Here is an 18,262-nt window from a genome sequence, read left to right on the forward strand (position 1 = left end):
CGATTGGGATTTGACTGCCACTTTAAGTCTCTCGTTTTCCGCTCTGACCGCTGGCTAGAAAGCGCTTTGGTCGAAATGCTCAACGAAAACGGTTGTGCTTCAACAATGATCGCAGATCATTTTTATTTTTTAAGGATTCAAAATGAACAAGACATATCGCTCCGTCTGGAATGATGCAAAAGGGGCGTGGGTCGCCGCTTCGGAAAACGCAAAAGGGCGCAGGAAGGGCGGTGCGAAGGCTCTTGCGATTGCGGTTGTAGCTCTGGGTGCAACTGGGCAGACCTTCGCCTATAGCGCTGGAACTGGCGCGACCGTTACCTCCAGCCGGGATACAGCGGTTGGCGATGGCTCAGTGGCCAAGACGACAGGTCTCTCGTATTGGGCATCTTCTGTTCGTCCGGATGGATCGGCCGCAGCTTATACAAACTACGGCTCCGTCGCGTTGGGGTACAACGCCAACGCGGATACCGCAAGCACAGGAGGCGTGGGAGGTGTGGCGATCGGGGATTCAGCCACGGCTAGTTCTAACGTTTCGACGGCTATCGGTACAGCGGCGACTGCAAGCGGTAATGGTGCTGTCGCATTGGGTGCGGGAGCTGTTTCGTCGGGTTATAGGTCCACAGCTGTTGGCCCTCAGTCGGAAGCATCGGGCGACTATTCAGCAGCGTTCGGCCAAAGCTCCTGGGCTCAAGGTACCAACTCGGTTGCGGTCGGTGTGAATTCCGTAGCATCACAGGCGAACTCCATGGCGCTCGGTTATGGTGCGAATAGCTCGGCGACAAACTCGGTGGCACTGGGCGCGAACTCGACGACCACGGCGGATCTGACGGCAGCGGGTTACAACCCGGGCAACAGCGCGCTTTCGGGTACGGCTTCGACAGCGAACGGCGAAGTGTCGGTCGGTTCGGCAGGTAAGGAGCGTCGCGTGACGAACGTGGCAGCCGGCTCGGCCGCCACGGACGCAGTGAACGTGAGCCAGCTGAAATCGGAAGACGCGAAGGTCAATGCCGACGGTACCGCAACGGCGGCAGCACTGGGCGGCGGCGCGAGCTACGATGCAAGCACGGGCAAGATCAAGGCACCGACGTACGTGGTGCAAAGCGGCACGTTCAACGACGTAGGCTCAGCGCTGACGAAGCTCGACGGCGCAACCACCAAGAACGCCGGCGACATCTCGACCCAGAACGGCATCGACGGCATCAACGCCGACATGACCAACGTCGTGAAGTACGACGACGCGAGCCACGCCCAGATCACGCTGGACGGTGCAAACGGCACGACGATCTCGAACGTGAAGGCAGGTGTTGCCGACATGGACGCAGTGAACGTAGCACAGTTGAAAGCAGCAGGCTTGAACACGGACGCCTCGGGCAACGTGACCAACGCCTTCGTTGCCTATGATGACGCAACGAAAGACAAGGTAACGCTTGGTGGCGGCAACCTGGGTACGACGATCACCAACGTGAAGATCGGCACCCTGTCTGCTGACAGCACGGACGCAGTGAACGGTTCGCAACTGTTCGCGACGAACCAGCAGGTCGCTCAAAACACCGGCGACATCTCGAACGTCGATGCCCGCGTAACCAACGTTGAAGGCTCGGTGACCAACATCACCAACCAGATCAACAACGGTGAACTGGGTCTCGTGCAGCAGGACCAGACTTCGCATGACATCACCGTCGCGAAGAACCTGGACGGCACGCACGTTGACTTTACGGGTACGGCGGGTGCACGCGAACTGATCGGCGTCGCAAACGGCACGACTGACACTTCGGCGGTCAACCTGAGCCAGCTCAAGCCGGTGGTCGCCTCGCTCGGCGGCGGTGCAACGGTCAACGCCAACGGTTCGATCACTGGGCCGACATACCACGTGCAAGGCGGTACGCAAACCACGGTGGGCGGAGCACTGGACGCGCTCGATACCAACCTGTCGTCGCTGCAAAACCAGATGGCCGACAGTGGCATCGGTCTTGTGACGCAAGATGCAGTTTCGCGTGACATCAATGTCGCCGCGGCAACTGACGGTCTGCGCGTCAACATGGCCGGCACAGCGGGCAACCGTGTGGTGACGGGCGTGGCAGCGGGTGCAGTCAACGCGAAAAGCGTGGACGCAGTGAACGGCTCGCAGTTGTACGCAAATGCAGCCAGCACGGCGGCAGCACTGGGCGGTGGTTCGACCGTCAATGCGGACGGCACGATCTCGGCTCCGACGTACAACGTCGGTGGCACGACCGTGAACAACGTCGGTGATGCAATCACCAACCTCGACGGCCGCACGACGCAGAACACGACTGACATCAGCAACATCCAGACGACCATCAACTCGATGAGCGGCTCGGTGACGAACGCGGTTCAGTACGACTCGTCTGCGCATGACAAGGTAACGTTGGGCGGTTCGACGAACGCGGCCAAGGTGAAGCTGACCAACCTGCAGGATGCGGATCTGTCCGCGACCAGCACGGACGCTGTAACCGGTGCCCAGCTGTGGAACACGAACCAGCAGGTGTCGAGTCTGTCCCAGGCAGTCCAGAACCAGCAGACGAGCGGCAACACGAACATCGCCATCAACACGACGAGTGGCCCCGCTTCGGCAACGGGTACCAACTCGGCAGCGATCGGCGGTGGTTCGCAGGCTAGCGGTGCTAACTCGGTTGCGATCGGCGATGGTTCGATTGCCGATCAGGACAACACGGTGTCGATGGGTTCGCAGGGCAACGAGCGTCGGATTACGAACGTGGCCGACGGTCAAGGTCCGACGGACGCAGTGAACATGCGTCAGTTCGAATCGGGTATGGCGGGTGTGGCGCGCAACGCATATAGCGGTGTTGCGGCAGCTACGGCACTGTCGATGATTCCGGATGTCGATCCGAACAAGACCATCGCGGTTGGTGTTGGCACGGGCAACTACAAGGGCTATCAAGCCACGGCACTCGGCGCTTCGGTTCGTATCACGCAGAACCTGAAGATGAAGATCGGCGGCAGCGTCAGCTCCGGCGGTACCACGGTTGGTGCAGGTGCATCGTACCAATGGTAAGCGCCTGATTGCGGGGCGAGGCGGGGTGGCTGGATCGCCTTGCTTCGCCCCCGCACTGTTCTCTTGCTAACCCAACATCATTTTTTTAGATCCGTCTCCCACGGACCTGTACTCCATGAAACAATTTCTGATTAAACATTTTGGCGCGTCCTTCCTTGGCGCGCTCGTGGTCGGCCTCGCGGGATGCACGACGCAATCGGGACCGACCTATACGGTCAACGCAGTGCGCATCTCTGGCCTGCAAACCCAGGCATATCGTGTGACGTGTCACGGTCTGCTGGAAAGCGGCGAGTCGTGCATGAAGGTCGCCAATGAAATCTGCCACGACAAGGGCGTCACAAAGCTCGAGTTGGTCGATGGGTTGCATTCCGGCGCCGACGATAACGATCCGCGCGAAATGACCTTCGCCTGTGGTGGTTCACCTGTCCGGCAAGCGGTTCCTGAAGCGCAACCCGAGCCGGTGGCCAAGCCGGTCGTTGCTCCTGTAGTCATTCCCTCTACGCCGCGTCAGGTGCTGTTGCAAGGCGATGCGAACTTTGATCACGACAGCGCGGAACTGAAGGATGCCGCGAAGCAGCAGCTCGACGGCTTCGTTCGTGCAAACCAGGGCGTGAATTTCAAGCGCCTCGTTGCGACGGGCTATACCGATTCGACCGGCTCTGCTGCGCACAACGACGTGTTGTCGCGTGAGCGTGCGGCGGCGGTTGTGAACTATCTTCGCCAGCGCGGCGTGCGGGCCGACAACTTCGCGTACGAAGGCCGCGGCGCAGCGGATCCGGTTGCGTCGAACGCTACGGCTGTCGGCCGGGCGCTTAATCGCCGGGTCGAGGTACGTGTCCTCGCGCAATAAGTTTTGAGATGCGCCAATGAAATCATAAGAATGTGATTTCAGAGTGTGCTTCAGGCTTCCTTCGGGAAGCCTTTTTTATTGCCCCGGTGTCAATGGCGGCCGCGCCAGCAATGCGGACTACCGCGACATCGCGCTTGCATTTCATCGCCAACACCCCATCCAGATCAATCGCTCACCCTGACAAACGCTTTACAATGCCGGTTGTTCTCGGAAGTGAGTCCCCATGCGTAAATTTCTTCTACGTGGCCTGCGCGCCGCGTTCGCCACCAGCACGGCGCTGGCCGCGGCCACCGGCCTGTTGACCGGTCTCTTCTCGCCGGCCGCGCACGCCAACAACGTGATCGTGCTCAACTCCGGCGAGGCCACCCTCAGCCTGATCGACGAAGCCACCCATCAGGTGGTCGGCACGGTGCCGACCGGCAAGGAACCGCATCACCTGATGGCGACGCCGGACAACAGTTCGCTCATCGTCGCCAATTCGGTTTCCAACAACCTGATGCTCGTCGACCCGAAAAGCGGCAAGGTGCAGCGCTGGGTCGAGAACATCGAAGATCCGTATCAGATCGGCTTTTCGCCTGACAAAAAGTGGGTGGTGACGACGGGCCTGCGGCTCGACCGTCTTGACATCTATCACTACGACGGTCACGACATGACGCTCGCCAAGCGCCTGCCGCTCGCGGTGATGCCGAGCCATATGGCCTTCTCGAACGACAGCAAAACCGTGTTCGTCACGCTGCAGGTTTCGGGCGAACTGGCCGCGGTCGATCTTGCGACCCAGCAGGTCAAGTGGAAGATGAAAGTCGGCAAGGTGCCGGCTGGCCTGTGGATGACACCGGGCGACAAATATCTGCTGATCGGCATGACCGGCGCGGATTATGTCGCAGTGCTCGACTGGCGCAACCAGAAGATCGTCAAGACGATCCAGACCGGCAATGGCGCGCATAACTTTCGCTCACTCGCCGACGGCAAGCACGTTGCGGTGTCGAACCGCGTCGCCAGCACCATCAGCATCATCGACGAGGATACGCTCACCAATGTCGGCGACATCACAGGCCTGATGCCCGGACCCGACGACATGGAGTTATCGGCGGACAAGCGCTATCTGTGGGTCACGTTCCGCTTTGCGAAGCACGTCGGTATCATCGATCTGACTACCCGCAAACTGATCCAGACGATCGCGGTGGGCCGCTCACCGCACGGCATCTATTTCTACGACCGCGCGCCGGTGACGGCGCCCAACGGCGCCTAATTGAGCACACAAGCGGAAGCGCGTGCGGCCACAGCGTGCGGCCGTATACACCACCACACAAGCGTCGGCACACAAGCGCCAGCACACAAGCCGCGACATAAGCGCCACCAAATCCGCGACCATACAAACACCATCCTTTCTCCCCATCCGTGCCGCCGAACCTACCGGCGGCACCTCCCGTGGTTTATCCTGTCCAGATTCCGCGAAATGTCCGCCGGATCTTTCGCCTCAACCCCTTGTCCCATCGTTTCATTCACTCGTACAGACTCGCATGAATGATCTGTTGCGCTCGTTCGGACGCGCGCTCGCAAGTGCGCTCCACCCGCGCATGCTCTGGCTGACCTTCCTGCCGTTTTTTGCGGCGACGGTCGTATGGGGCGTGATTTTGTGGTTTTCCTGGCAGACGCTGACTGGCGCCACACGCGTCTGGCTGGAGGGCTGGTCTTTCACGACCACCCTTTACCGCATGTTCGACTGGGTCGGTTTTTCCGCGCTGCATGCAGCGCTCGCGCCTTTCATCGTGCTGGCGATGGCGATTCCGCTGATCGTCGTGACGATCCTGCTTCTGATCGCCACGCTGTCGATGCCCGGCGTCATCCGCCATCTGTCGGCACGGCAGTTTGCGGGCCTTGAAATGCGGCGCGGCGGAACGTGGTACGGTAGCCTCATGCACGCGGTATGGACGACGCTGGTCTGTCTCGTGTTGCTGGCCGTCACCTTGCCACTGTGGCTGATTCCACCGTTTTTCGCGCTGATTCCGCCGTTACTGTGGGGTTGGCTCACCTATCGCGTCATGACCTACGACGCGTTGGCCTTGCATGCGAGCCGCGACGAACGGCGTGCGCTGGTGCGACGCTACCGTCTACCGTTGCTGCTGATCGGTGTGGCGAGCGGTCTGCTCGGCTCGCTGCCGACGCTGATATGGGCTTCGTCGGTCTGGCTGATTGTGCTGTTCCCGGTAATCACGGCGGTGACGATCTGGATCTATGCGTTCATCCTCGTGTTTTCGGCGCTATGGTTCGGTTATTACTGTCTGCGTGCGTTGCAGCGCATGCGCGCGGAGGAGCAGGGCGCGCGTCACGCGGCGCCGGTGGTTCCCTATTGAATCTATTTGAGAGGCCGCAATGGCATTTGGCGTCATCATCATCGGCGACGAAATCCTGTCGGGCAGGCGGGTCGACAAGCACCTGCCGAAGGTCATCGAACTGCTGACCGCGCGCGGTCTGTCGCTCGGCTGGGCAGAGTACATCGGCGACGAGCCTGAGCGGATCACGGCCACGCTGCGGCGCAGCTTTGCCTCGGGCGACGTCGTGTTCTCGACGGGCGGCATCGGCGCGACGCCCGACGATCACACACGTCAGTGCGCGGCCGCTGCGCTGGGTGTGCCGCTCGCGCTGCATCCGGAGGCGGCCGAACTGATCCGCGAGCGGATTCGCGACACCCATCCGGCCAATTCGCCTAATCCCGTGGATCTCGAGTCGCCGGAGAACCGCCATCGCCTCAACATGGGCACGTATCCGCAGGGCGCGTCGATCATCCCGAACGGCTACAACAAGATTCCTGGCTTTTCGGTAGGCGATCATCACTTCGTGCCGGGCTTCCCGGTGATGGCGTGGCCGATGATCGAGTGGGTGCTGGATACGAAGTACGCGCATCTGCATCACGCCATGCCGCACGCGGAAAAGTCTTTGCTGGTGTTCGAGTTGCCGGAATCGACGCTCACGCCGCTGATGGAGAAGATCGAACATGATTTCCCAGGCGTGCGCGTGTTCAGTCTGCCGAGCGTCGGCGATGCCGAGCGCGGCGGCATCTATGCACGGCGCCATATCGATCTCGGCGTGAAGGGCGAGCCGGAGGCCGTGGCCGCAGCGTTCGTGAAGCTGCGCGAAGGCGTGCATCTGCTGGGTGGAGATATCGTCGAGCCGGAAGCGGCGGCAGCAGCAGCGGCCGCGGGCAAGCCGCGTAGTTAAGGGGCGGCTCTGTCCGGGCTGCTGTGCTGCACAACCGCCACGTGAACAGATCACGGGCACAACGCGCGGTCCGCGGCGCACGGTACTTACCGTGCGCACGCCGCTTCGCCGCGCCTACATCGTGCGTGCCGTGCGGACCCACCTGGCCGGGGTGCGCCGCATCCCTATCCGATAAACTGCGCGCAGCCGCGTAACCCGGATCCGCTTCCCCAGTAATGCCACGGGAATAGCCGCTGCTTAATGCGGATTTCCGTCAATTCAATTTATTCGCCGCATTGCATCAATTTCTGGTGCTCGTTAAATAGAATGCTTCCTGCATAAATCCCGTCAGCACCCGTCAATCCAGTGTATTCGATTAACCTCATTAATGAGTATTTCGTAAGCCTTTTAGTTTGTTTACTAAATTCCAATAAACACCAACCAGCCATGGATAATCAGTTGACGCCATTCGAATCCCTCGGATAGCATGGCTTTCAGTCATTCGGTCCATTGTCAAATGTACGATTCGGATGACTAAACAAAAGTAGAAAATACTCAACAATACTCAGGAGATAGCCATGATAGATTTACGCCGTCTAACGGCCGCTTTGATCATCATTGGTTCTTTGACGGGTTGTGGAGGAGATAGTCCGGGCAGTCAGTCTGTTGGCGTGGCGGCGGACCAGCTTCATGGGACGTCCCAGAGTGACGCAAACGCCGGTTCCAGCAATTCAAGTCCAACCGCTGCAAACGATGCCGCGCAAACACCCGTAGCCGATCACAGCACCCTGCGGTTGACCCAGTACGTCAATCCGCTCATCGGCACGTTGGCCAGCAACTCTCCGAATCCGGTGCCCGCAGGCCAGGCCGGCAGCGTGGTGCCCGCAGCGGGCCTGCCGAACGGCATGGTGCAATGGGCTCCTGACACGAACACCACCTCCGCTCCGTCGAACAGCGCGGAGCCCGGCTCTCCGGCCGGTTACTACTACGACATCGGTTCGATCCAGAGCTTCAGCCTCACGCATATGAGCGGCGCGGGTTGCTCCGGCAACGACGGCGAATTCCCGGTCATGCCGACGCTCGATGCCACCAAGCCGCTCGCGCAGACCTTTAGCCATGCCAACGAGAAGTCGGTGGCAGGCGCTTATTCCGTGCTGCTCGACAACCAGGTCAAGGTCGAGTTGACGGCGACGCTGCGCACGGGCTTCGGCCGCTTCACCTATCCGGATCAGCAGCCGTCGACGCTCGTGCTCAACACGACCTACACGAATACGGAAACGAGCGTGGCCGGCTCCGTCACCCAGGTGGACGCCCGGACGATTTCCGGCAGTACCACTGGTGGCCATTTTTGCGGCAATGCAACGAATGTTCCGGTGTACTTTTATGCGGAGTTTAATCGCCCCTTTGCAACCACATCTTCCTTTACCAATGGCGTCGCTACAATGAATTTCGGTAAAGGCGGGACTGTTCTGATGAAAATCGGTATTTCATACGTCAGCGTCGCCAATGCCCGAAACAATCTTGAGAAGGAAAATCCGTTCTGGGATTTTGACGGCGTGAAGGCAGTGGCCGACGCGATATGGAATCAGCGCCTCAATACCATTCAGGTGAGTAGCCGCGATACCACCGCGCTGACCAAGTTTTATACGGCGTTCTACCACGCGTCATGGGCGCCGAGCGTATTCAGCGATATTAATGGTCAATACATCGGCTTCGACCAGAAGGTCCACACGGTCAGCGCCGGCCACGCCGCGCAGTACACCGCATTTTCGGGCTGGGACATCTACCGCTCGCTGATTCCGCTTAAAGCCACGCTGTTTCCGCAGGAGACCAGCGACATGGCGCAGTCGCTCGTCAACGATGCCGACCAGTGCGGCGCGATCCCGCACTGGGTCAACGACAACGTCGAAGACGGCGTGATGCCGGGCGATGCCGGCTCGATAATCGTGGCGGGCGCGTACGCCTTCGGCGCGCGCTCGTTCGATACCTCGGGCGCCCTGAGCCATATGATCCAGATGGCCAACATCCCCGGCACCGCGTGCAACGGTGTGACGACGAATGGCGGCCGTGCCAGTTATCTGCAGTTCGGCTATATCACAAGCGGCGAATGGGGGCAGGCATCGTCGACGCTGGAGTACGGCAGCAGCGATTTCGCCATTTCGCAGTTCGCCGGCGAACTGGGCAATACCAACGTCCAGAAGATGCTGCGCAGCCGTTCGGCCTACTGGCAGAACGTGCTCAACACGTCATTGACGCCGCCGCTGAATTCTGGACGCAATTCGGACGGCAGCTGGATTCCGGAGACGCCAAGCAGCACCGACAACTATGTGGAAGGCAACGCGGAGCAGTACACGTGGATGGTGCCGTTCAATCCGACTGGACTGTTTGCCGAACTGGGCGGAAACGCGACGGTGGTGTCGCGGCTGAACACATTCTTCACGGTCTTGAACGCGGGGACGAGCCTGCCCAATTTCTATATGGGCAACGAACCGACCTTCGAGGTGCCCTGGCTGTATAACTGGGCGGGTTCGCCGTCGGGCACACAGAATGTCGTCCAGCAGATCATGGCGAGCGCCTTCAGCACCGCCCCGAACGGCTTGCCTGGCAATGACGACCTGGGCGCCGTGTCGGGTTGGTATGTGTGGGGCGCACTGGGTCTCTATCCGGAGATTCCAGGTGTCGGCGGCTTTGCGATCGGCAGCCCGCAGTTCTCGTCGATCACCGTTCACCTCGGCAACGGCAAGACGCTGCGCATCAATGCAACTGGCGCACCCGATGCGAAGTACGTGCAAAGCCTGACGGTCAATGGCGCTGCCCACAAGAGTTCGTGGCTCGACGTCGACGCGCTGGCCAACGGCGCGACGCTGAACTTCGCAATGGGTTCGTCGCCTTCGCAGTGGGGCACGGAACCTGCCGACACGCCTCCGTCTTATGGCGTGCCGGTCGCACGTAACGTGGCGGATGCATTCAACAACCACGGCATCAGCACGGACGGCAGCACTGATACGGATGGCCTCGGTGCGGACTTCGACGGCTCGCTCTACAGCTACTCGTCGCAGGCGTTGACGACGGCGGGCGCGGCGCCCGGCAAACCGTTTGTCTTCGATGGCGCGAGTTTCATCCTGTCCGGCGGGCCGCTGGATAACGCCGTGGCGGTTGGGCAGACCATCGCCATGCCGCCTGGCACGCGAGGCCGTACGCTGGTTCTGCTGGGATCGGCCAACAACGGACCGGGCTCGGGTGCCGCACTCGTGACCTACACCGACGGCACGACCACGCCGTTCACGCTCGCCTTCGACGACTGGACGCTCAATGGCGGTAGCGCGGCACCGGTGGACCCCATTGCGTTGACGACGACGTACCGCAATGCAGGCGACGGCACCAACAACGCCGTCAAGACCTATCTGTTTGCGCAGATGGTGCCGCTGACACCGGGCAAGCAGGTGGCGAGCGTCACCTTGCCGAGGCAGGTGAGCGAGGGCAAGTTGCACGTCTTTGGTATCGCCGCCGCGCCTTGAATTTGCGCGCTTTGAGATCATTGGACGCCGCTTCGGCGGCGCCCGATGATCGAGCGGCCCTGATTCGCCACCCGGGCAGGGCCGCAGTCACGACATCGCAGTGTCACACCCCGCGCCGACGATGCACTCAATGCGTCGCCGGCGCGTTCTGTTTTCAGGACGCGTGCCTTAAGCGCCAATCCACGGCAAGCCGCGAAAACACCATCCTGAGACCGTCTTCCGATGCCCCTGGCCGTCCTTGTCGCCTTCGAAGCCTTCCAGCAGATCGAACGCCTTGGTGAAACCGGCCTGAGTCGCGGCGATCGCAGCGAGCTTCGAACGGGCGGCGCTACGGCACAGGAGCAGCACCGGCGTATCGTTCGCGGCCACCTGACCCAGTTGCTCGAGGAATTCCTGATTCGGCACGGCGCCCGGATAACGGGTCCATTCGACATGTGCGTACTGGCCGTCGCCGATCACCGGCCGGCCAACCCAGTCCAGTTCTGCGCGCGTACGCACGTCGACGAGCCGGGTGCGCGGATCGAGTTGAAGAAGCTCGAAGGCCTCGGCGGGCGACAGCGCGCCCGCGTAGGGCAACTGGTTGTCGAGGCGGCGCTTTTCGGCCTGGGCATACAACTGTTCGAGCGTACTCATGACAGCAAGTCTCCTTCGGACCAAATGACCATTCTAGCGCGGCGGTCGGCTCGGCGGATTCATGGTACTTGCTGCGCGGCCTCGCTGCAGAGCAACGCGCAGTCGAAGATGTATTGCTCCAAAGTGGTGCAAAATACGGCGAACGCCCCAAAGCGGGGATTCTACCTTGGAGGCATTTCGAGATTGCCCCATGATGGTGCGAAGGTTTAAAGATTCGGGGCTCGTTCACCCTCTCCGGGGTGCGACGATTCCCCGCGAATGCGCGTGAAGATGGCCTCTGCGCCGGCTTGGCGCATATATGGCACAGAAGCTGCTTAATTGGTGGCCGATCGATTCGATCACCGGCTTTCGGCGTCTGATTTCGCGTGAGATCAATCCGAGGTAGACGTGCCGGGACGGGTCAGCTAGATTTGGGCGGCGGCTAAATCCGCCGAATTCGTTAATCAGGAGATAGGTTATGAGTAAATCCGTGGCCGACGTCATTCAGCTCGTCAAGGACGAGGACGTCAAGTTTGTCGACTTCCGTTTTACCGACACACGCGGCAAAGAACAGCACGTATCGGTGCCGGTGTCGGCATTCAGCGAGGACAAGTTCGAGAGCGGCCATGCGTTTGACGGTTCGTCGATTGCCGGATGGAAGGGTATCGAAGCGTCGGACATGCTGCTCGTGCCGGACGCCGATACGGCCTTCATCGACCCGTTCTACGAAGAGTCGACCCTCGTGCTGACTTGCGACGTCGTCGAACCGGCTGACGGCAAGGGCTACGAACGCGATCCGCGCTCGCTGGCAAAGCGCGCTGAAGCCTATCTGAAGAGCTCGGGTCTGGGCGACACGGCTTACTTCGGTCCGGAACCTGAATTCTTCATTTTCGACTCGGTCCAGTGGAACACGGACATGTCGGGCTGCTTCGTGAAGATCGGTTCGGAAGAAGCACCGTGGTCGTCGGGCAAGGAATTCGAAGGCGGCAACACGGGTCACCGCCCGGGCACGAAGGGTGGCTATTTCCCGGTTGCGCCGGTCGATTCGTTCCAGGACATCCGCTCGGAAATGTGTCTGCTGCTCGAACAGATCGGCATTCCGGTCGAAGTGCACCACCACGAAGTCGGCGGCATGGGCCAGAACGAAATCGGCACCAAGTTCTCGACGCTGGTGCAGCGCGCTGACTGGACGCAGCAACTGAAGTATGTCGTCCACAACGTCGCGCACACGTACGGCAAAACGGCCACCTTCATGCCGAAGCCGGTAGTCGGCGACAACGGTTCGGGTATGCACGTTCACCAGTCGATCTGGAAGGACGGTCAGAACCTGTTCGCAGGCAACGGTTACGCTGGCCTGTCGGAATTCGCACTGTTCTACATCGGCGGCATCATCAAGCACGCTCGCGCGCTGAACGCCATCACGAACCCGGGCACGAACTCGTACAAGCGTCTTGTGCCGCACTTCGAAGCACCGGTCAAGCTCGCTTACTCGGCGCGTAACCGCTCGGCTTCGATCCGTATTCCGCACGTGTCGAACCCGAAAGGACGCCGTATCGAAACGCGCTTCCCGGATCCGCTGGCCAACCCGTACCTGTGCTTCTCGGCACTGATGATGGCAGGTCTGGACGGCGTGCAGAACAAGATCCATCCGGGCGAAGCCGCCGACAAGAACCTGTACGACCTGCCGCCGGAAGAGGATGCAAAGATCCCGACCGTGTGTGCCGGCCTCGATCAGGCGCTGGAAGCGCTGCACGCCGATCGCGAGTTCCTGACGCGCGGTGGCGTGTTCACAGACGCGATGATCGACGCTTACCTGGAACTGAAGGAAGGCGAACTGCAACGTGTGCGTATGACCACGCACCCGGTCGAGTTCGAACTGTACTACTCGCTGTAAGTGGCGATGGCGCTTCGCCTCAAGTATGTGGCGAAGCGCGCGCCCGACGCTCGTGACTGATCGAATGCGGGTCACAAAGGGACGGCGGCGCCGTCCCTTTTTTTGTAGGCACCAGTAAACGTTTGCGAAGCGCGGGCGGTTTGCTGTACCACCATCTCTCATCGGCCAGACTGCAAGATGGTTCTGAAGAATCTGATCAAAGCTAGAAAAGGGCATGCCGAGCCATTGTCCGAAAACGCGCAACTGGCGGATTCGGGGCTGCTGACGGGGTTCGAGGCGTTGCCGACGGTCGTGCTCGTGCTCGACAAACGCACGCTGCGGGTCGCGTATGCGAACCCATCCGCTGAAGCGATGCTCGATTTGTCGCGCCGCCAATTGACGCAGATGGCGTGGCCGGACATCTTCGCGAACTCGGACGAGTTGATCGCCACGGTGGCGTCGATTGCGGAACACCGTTTCCACGCGACGCACCTCGATGCGGTGCTCGAGCGTCAAGGCCACGAGCCGCTGCATGTGCATGCGATTGTGGGTTACCTGGACGGCGCGCCGGATTTTGTATTGCTTGAGCTGTTCGAAAACGAACGCCACCTGCGCACCGACCGCGAAGAGCGTATCAACGATCTGACCGCGGTCAACAAGCAACTGATCCGCAATCTCGCGCACGAGATCAAGAATCCGCTGGGCGGTATTCGCGGTGCGGCGCAATTACTCGAGTTCGAACTGGGTGTGCGCGAGCGCGACGAGTTGCGCGAGTACACCCAGGTCATCATCAAGGAATCGGACCGGCTGCAAACGCTGGTCGATCGGCTGCTGGAGCCGCACCGTCATCCACACATCGTAGGCGACGTGAATATTCACGAAGTATGCGAACGCGTGCGCGCGGTGATTCTCGCGGAGTTTCCGCGCGGTCTCACCATCGAGCGCGATTACGACGTGAGCGTGCCCGATCTGCGCGGCGACAAGGAACAACTGATCCAGGCCGTGCTCAACATCGTGCGCAACGCGGCTGAAGCGTTGCGCGAACGGATTTCGCAAGGCGACGCGCGCATCGAATTGCGCACGCGCGTGGCGCGCAAGATCACCATTGCGAAACGTCTATGTAAGCTGGCATTGGACTTGCATATCATCGACAACGGACCAGGCATTCCAGAAGACATCCGCGACCGCATTTTTTATCCGCTCGTTTCGGGGCGCGACGATGGAAGCGGTCTGGGTCTCACGCTCGCGCAGACTTTCGTGCAGCAGCACGATGGACTGATCGAAGTGGACAGCCGTCCGGGCCACACCGAGTTTCAGATTCTGCTGCCGCTCGACTGCTAATACCTCATGCGTCACAAGCGCACCTAAAGACTTCTGACCGACTATATGAAGCCGATCTGGATAGTAGACGACGATCAATCGATACGATGGGTACTCGAGAAGGCGCTCGCTCGCGAGAACTTCGCGACGCGCAGCTTTGCTAACGTGCGCGACGCAGCAGCCGCGCTCGATCACGACAGCCCGCAAGTGCTGGTCTCCGACATCCGCATGCCCGGCGGTTCGGGCCTTGAATTGCTGCAGACGGTGCGCGAAAAGGTGCCGGGCTTGCCCGTCATCATCATGACCGCGTTCTCGGATCTCGATAGCGCCGTGGCCGCGTTTCAGGGCGGTGCCTTCGAATACCTCGCCAAACCATTCGACGTCGACAAGGCGGTGGAGTTGATTCGCCGCGCCGTCGACGAAAGCGTGCGCGGCGAACAGACGTGGGATGAACGCGTTGCCGATGCACCGGAAATGCTCGGCCAGGCGCCGGCGATGCAGGATATGTTTCGTGCCATCGGCCGCCTGTCCCATTCTGCGGCAACCGTGCTCATTACCGGCGAATCAGGCACCGGTAAGGAACTGGTCGCGCGCGCCTTGCACCGACATAGCCCACGCGCGAACGGTCCGTTCATCGCATTGAACACGGCGGCGATTCCGAAGGATCTGCTGGAGTCCGAACTATTCGGCCATGAGCGCGGCGCCTTTACCGGCGCGCAGGCGATGCGCCAGGGACGCTTCGAGCAGGCTGAGAACGGCACGCTGTTTCTCGACGAAATCGGCGACATGCCGTTTGATCTGCAGACACGTTTGCTGCGGGTGCTGTCCGATGGCCAGTTCTATCGCGTTGGGGGGCACAGCCCATTGCGCGCGAATGTGCGCGTGATTGCGGCTACGCACCAGAATCTCGAATCGCGGGTGCGTCAGGGTCTGTTCCGCGAAGACTTGTATCACCGGCTCAATGTGATCCGCTTGCGTCTGCCGGCGTTGCGCGAGCGCAGCGAAGACATTCCGCTCCTCACGCGCCATTTCTTGCAGAAAAGCGCGCGCGACCTCGGGGTCGAGCCGAAGCGGGTATCCGAGGAGGCGCTGACGTATCTTGCGTCGCTGCCCTTCCAGGGCAATGTGCGGCAACTCGAGAATCTTGCCAACTGGCTGACCGTGATGGCGCCGGCGCAGACTATCGAGATCAAGGATTTGCCGCCGGATCTGGTGCCGGCTCAGGCGGGCGCTTCGGAGATCGCAGCAGGTGGCGTGCTGGGCGGCGATCCGGCGAGTGGCATCGCGGGGCAGACGGCCGCGAACGGCGCAGCGCTGCCGTCGCATGTAGCCTCGATGCCCGGGATGCCGGTGGCGGTCGCTGTCAGTGCGTGGGAGAGCGGGTTGCGCACGGAAGTCGCCCGGATGCTGCGTGAGAACGCGCCCGATGTGATGGATGAGCTTGCACGACGCTTTGAGGCCGCAGTGATCCGCGAAGCGCTCGATTTCACCCGTGGCCGCAAGGTCGAAGCCGCCGAGCGGCTGGGCATTGGTCGCAATACCATTACGCGCAAGATTCAGGAACTCAACCTCGAACCTTGAGATGAGCTTGACTGAAGAAGGGATGGCGCCGGTTGGCGTCGTCCTTTCGGCATATAGCGTGTAGCGCGTCACAAGGCATAATCGTCGTTGTTCAGTTACGACGGTCTACCATGCCTGCTGCTTTCGCTTCGACTTCCCAGGGTTTCCCAACGTCCCCGGCATCCACTGCATCCCCGGCTTCCGTTCACTGGCCTCAGTCTCCCGATCCTTTCCTGTCGCTCGAATCGCTCGACGATCCTGCCGTGCTGGCCTGGGTCGAGCAGCAGAATGCCCGCACGCGTGCCGCATGGTGCAGCAGCGCGCGCTTCGAGACCCTCAGACAGCAACTGGCCGAGGCTTATTTGCCGCGCGAGCGGCCGGTGATCCCGGATCGCTGGCAAGACTGGGCCTACGACCTCTGGCAGGACGAACACAACCCCAAGGGCATCTGGCGGCGCACCTCATGGGCGAGCTGGCGGGCGGGTACGCCGGCGTGGCAAAACCTGCTCGATTTCGATGCACTTGGGGCGGCCGAAGGCACGCCGTGGGTGTGCGTCGAACTGGACATCCTCTATCCCGATGGTGACCGTGCGCTCGTGACGCTGTCGCCGGGCGGCTCGGACGCCGTGGTGGTGCGGGAATTCGATATCGACGCGCAGCGTTTTCTGAGCGATGGCTTTGTCGTTGCCAAGGCCGGCAAGCACACGGTTTCGTGGATCGACCGCGACAGCGTGTACCTGCGCTGGGACAAAGGCGGCAAGTCGTTGACGCGCTCGGGCTATCCGCGCGAAGTGCGGCGCTGGTCGCGCGGCACGTCGCTCGCCGAGGCACCGGTAGTGTTTCGCGGCGAGTTCGACGACATCAGTGTCGACGCGGACTACGATCCGATCGATCGGCGGCATACGGCGTCCCGCAGCGTCGACTTTTTCGATTCCGAAACCTTCTACCTCGATGCCGCCGGCGCGTGGCAGCGCTACGACGTCCCCACGCATGTGGGCGTGGGCGCGTGGGAAGGCTGGTTGCTGTTTGAGCCGCGCCTCGACTGGTCCCTGGAGGACGCACACTATCCGGGCGGCGCGCTGCTGGCGATTCGCGAGCGCGAATTTCTGGCGGGCGAACGTCGCTTCGTGCCGCTCTTCACGCCGAACGCACAGACCTCGGCATGCGACTGGACTCACACGCGACATCATCTGATCGTCTCGTATCTGGACGACGTGCAGAGCAAGACAGTTCTCTGGCAACCGCAGCAGAGCGAGGACGGTGCATGGGAGTGGCACTCGCGCGCGTTTCCGGCGCGCGCGAGCTCGCAGGTCGACGTGTCGCCCATCGAGCCGACGCTCAATGACGAGGTGTATGTCGATGTCGACGATTACCTGCTGCCGCCCGAATACTGGCTCGCCGATCTGGCGCGCGACGATCTCGCCGAATGGGAATTGCTCGACCGGTGGCCGACCCAGTTCGACGCGACGCCTTATACGGTCAAGCGAGGCCACGCGCAATCCGCCGACGGCACACGTGTGCCGTACACGGTGATCGGTCCGCGCGCGCTGCTCGAAATGGCATCGCATGCGGGCGGCTCAGCGCAGGCTCGTCCGTGTCTGTTGACTGGCTACGGCGGCTTCGCCATTCCGCTCACGCCGAGCTATCTGACCGGACCCGGGATTGGCTGGCTCGCACAGGGCGGCGTGTTTGTAGTCGCACATATTCGCGGCGGTGGCGAGTTCGGCACCGAATGGCATCGCGCGGCACAAGCGGAAAACCGGCAACGCTCCTTCGACGATTTCATCGCGGTAGGCGAGGCGCTCATCGCGGATGGCGTGACCACGGCCGCGCAACTGGGCATCAGGGGCGGCAGCAACGGCGGCTTGCTGGTGGGGGCGTGCATGGTGCAGCGCCCCGATCTTTTCGGTGCGGTGGTGTGCGAAGTGCCGCTGCTCGATATGAGCCGCTATCACCTGCTGCATGCCGGCGCATCATGGATCGACGAGTATGGCGATCCCGACGAGCCGGACGAGGCCCGCGTGCTCGCAGCCTACTCGCCGTATCACCACGTGAGCGCCGGGGTGCAGTATCCGCCGGTGCTGTTCACGACCTCGACGAGCGACGATCGGGTCCATCCGGGGCACGCGCGCAAGATGGTGGCATGCATGCAGGCGCTGGGGGCAGAGCGCGTGTGGTATCGGGAAGATACGGACGGCGGGCATGGCGGCGGCTCGGATGAACTGGAGCAGGCCGTCCACGATGCGATGGAGTATGACTTCCTGTGGACCTGTCTGGGCGGCACAGAGGCCGCCTAG

11 protein-coding genes are annotated in these 18,262 nt (G+C 61.4%); 10 read left to right on the top strand and 1 reads right to left on the bottom strand.

Features of this window, described 5'->3' with window-relative positions; translation table 11 throughout:
• Nucleotides 1-142: 142 nt before the first annotated feature.
• The 6 genes from P3T17_RS02235 (at nt 143) to P3T17_RS02260 (ending at nt 10,600) form a co-directional block, all read left to right on the top strand.
• Nucleotides 143-3,034, top strand: a complete 2,892-nt coding sequence (locus P3T17_RS02235; protein ID WP_429404446.1) for a YadA-like family protein — start codon at nt 143-145, stop codon at nt 3,032-3,034.
• Nucleotides 3,035-3,149: 115 nt separating this feature from the next.
• Entirely contained in the window at nt 3,150-3,884 is a 735-nt protein-coding gene (locus P3T17_RS02240; RefSeq protein WP_429404448.1) for an OmpA family protein, read from the top strand.
• A gap of 223 nt (nt 3,885-4,107) precedes the next feature.
• Nucleotides 4,108-5,133, top strand: coding sequence for a beta-propeller fold lactonase family protein (locus tag P3T17_RS02245; protein ID WP_429404450.1), 1,026 nt, complete (start codon nt 4,108-4,110; stop codon nt 5,131-5,133).
• A gap of 271 nt (nt 5,134-5,404) precedes the next feature.
• Nucleotides 5,405-6,238, top strand: coding sequence for an EI24 domain-containing protein (locus tag P3T17_RS02250; protein WP_429404452.1), 834 nt, complete (start codon nt 5,405-5,407; stop codon nt 6,236-6,238).
• 19 nt (nt 6,239-6,257) lie between these two features.
• Complete coding sequence (locus P3T17_RS02255) at nt 6,258-7,103, top strand: competence/damage-inducible protein A (RefSeq protein WP_429404454.1); 846 nt, start codon at nt 6,258-6,260, stop codon at nt 7,101-7,103.
• A 557-nt stretch (nt 7,104-7,660) separates the two neighbouring features.
• Nucleotides 7,661-10,600 carry a GH92 family glycosyl hydrolase gene (locus P3T17_RS02260; RefSeq protein WP_429404456.1) on the top strand — a complete coding sequence of 980 codons (2,940 nt, stop codon included), beginning with the start codon at nt 7,661-7,663 and terminating at the stop codon, nt 10,598-10,600.
• 168 nt (nt 10,601-10,768) lie between these two features.
• Here the strand turns inward: P3T17_RS02260 and P3T17_RS02265 are convergent, their stop codons facing one another.
• Nucleotides 10,769-11,233, bottom strand: coding sequence for a rhodanese-like domain-containing protein (locus P3T17_RS02265; RefSeq protein WP_074264127.1), 465 nt, complete (start codon nt 11,231-11,233; stop codon nt 10,769-10,771).
• Between the two features lie 457 nt (nt 11,234-11,690).
• On the opposite strand from P3T17_RS02265, the gene glnA reads away from it, so the two are divergent.
• The 4 genes from glnA to P3T17_RS02285 all read left to right on the top strand — a co-directional run bounded on the left by glnA (nt 11,691) and on the right by P3T17_RS02285 (nt 18,262).
• Nucleotides 11,691-13,106: a type I glutamate--ammonia ligase gene (glnA, locus tag P3T17_RS02270; protein WP_074264128.1), complete on the top strand. Its 1,416-nt coding sequence runs from the start codon at nt 11,691-11,693 to the stop codon at nt 13,104-13,106.
• Nucleotides 13,107-13,283: 177 nt separating this feature from the next.
• Entirely contained in the window at nt 13,284-14,426 is a 1,143-nt protein-coding gene (glnL, locus tag P3T17_RS02275; protein ID WP_074264129.1) for a nitrogen regulation protein NR(II), read from the top strand.
• 45 nt (nt 14,427-14,471) lie between these two features.
• Nucleotides 14,472-15,986: a nitrogen regulation protein NR(I) gene (gene ntrC / locus P3T17_RS02280; protein ID WP_074264130.1), complete on the top strand. Its 1,515-nt coding sequence runs from the start codon at nt 14,472-14,474 to the stop codon at nt 15,984-15,986.
• Nucleotides 15,987-16,096: 110 nt separating this feature from the next.
• On the top strand, nt 16,097-18,262 hold the full coding sequence (locus tag P3T17_RS02285; protein WP_429404458.1) for a prolyl oligopeptidase family serine peptidase: 2,166 nt from the start codon (nt 16,097-16,099) through the stop codon (nt 18,260-18,262).

Origin of the sequence: Paraburkholderia sp. GAS82, from assembly GCF_050436285.1 — a bacterium.
In the GTDB taxonomy this organism is placed as follows: domain Bacteria; phylum Pseudomonadota; class Gammaproteobacteria; order Burkholderiales; family Burkholderiaceae; genus Paraburkholderia; species Paraburkholderia phenazinium_B.

Bases quoted from the DNA above. Each gene is read 5' to 3' on its own strand.
- P3T17_RS02255 (WP_429404454.1), top strand. From the start codon at position 6,258: ATGGCATTTGGCGTCATCATCATCGGCGACGAAATCCTGTCGGGCAGG.
- P3T17_RS02265 (WP_074264127.1), bottom strand. From the start codon at position 11,233: ATGAGTACGCTCGAACAGTTGTATGCCCAGGCCGAAAAGCGCCGCCTC.
- P3T17_RS02285 (WP_429404458.1), top strand. From the start codon at position 16,097: ATGCCTGCTGCTTTCGCTTCGACTTCCCAGGGTTTCCCAACGTCCCCG.
- P3T17_RS02245 (WP_429404450.1), top strand. From the start codon at position 4,108: ATGCGTAAATTTCTTCTACGTGGCCTGCGCGCCGCGTTCGCCACCAGC.
- P3T17_RS02250 (WP_429404452.1), top strand. From the start codon at position 5,405: ATGAATGATCTGTTGCGCTCGTTCGGACGCGCGCTCGCAAGTGCGCTC.
- glnA (WP_074264128.1), top strand. From the start codon at position 11,691: ATGAGTAAATCCGTGGCCGACGTCATTCAGCTCGTCAAGGACGAGGAC.
- ntrC (WP_074264130.1), top strand. From the start codon at position 14,472: ATGAAGCCGATCTGGATAGTAGACGACGATCAATCGATACGATGGGTA.
- P3T17_RS02240 (WP_429404448.1), top strand. From the start codon at position 3,150: ATGAAACAATTTCTGATTAAACATTTTGGCGCGTCCTTCCTTGGCGCG.
- P3T17_RS02260 (WP_429404456.1), top strand. From the start codon at position 7,661: ATGATAGATTTACGCCGTCTAACGGCCGCTTTGATCATCATTGGTTCT.
- P3T17_RS02235 (WP_429404446.1), top strand. From the start codon at position 143: ATGAACAAGACATATCGCTCCGTCTGGAATGATGCAAAAGGGGCGTGG.
- glnL (WP_074264129.1), top strand. From the start codon at position 13,284: ATGGTTCTGAAGAATCTGATCAAAGCTAGAAAAGGGCATGCCGAGCCA.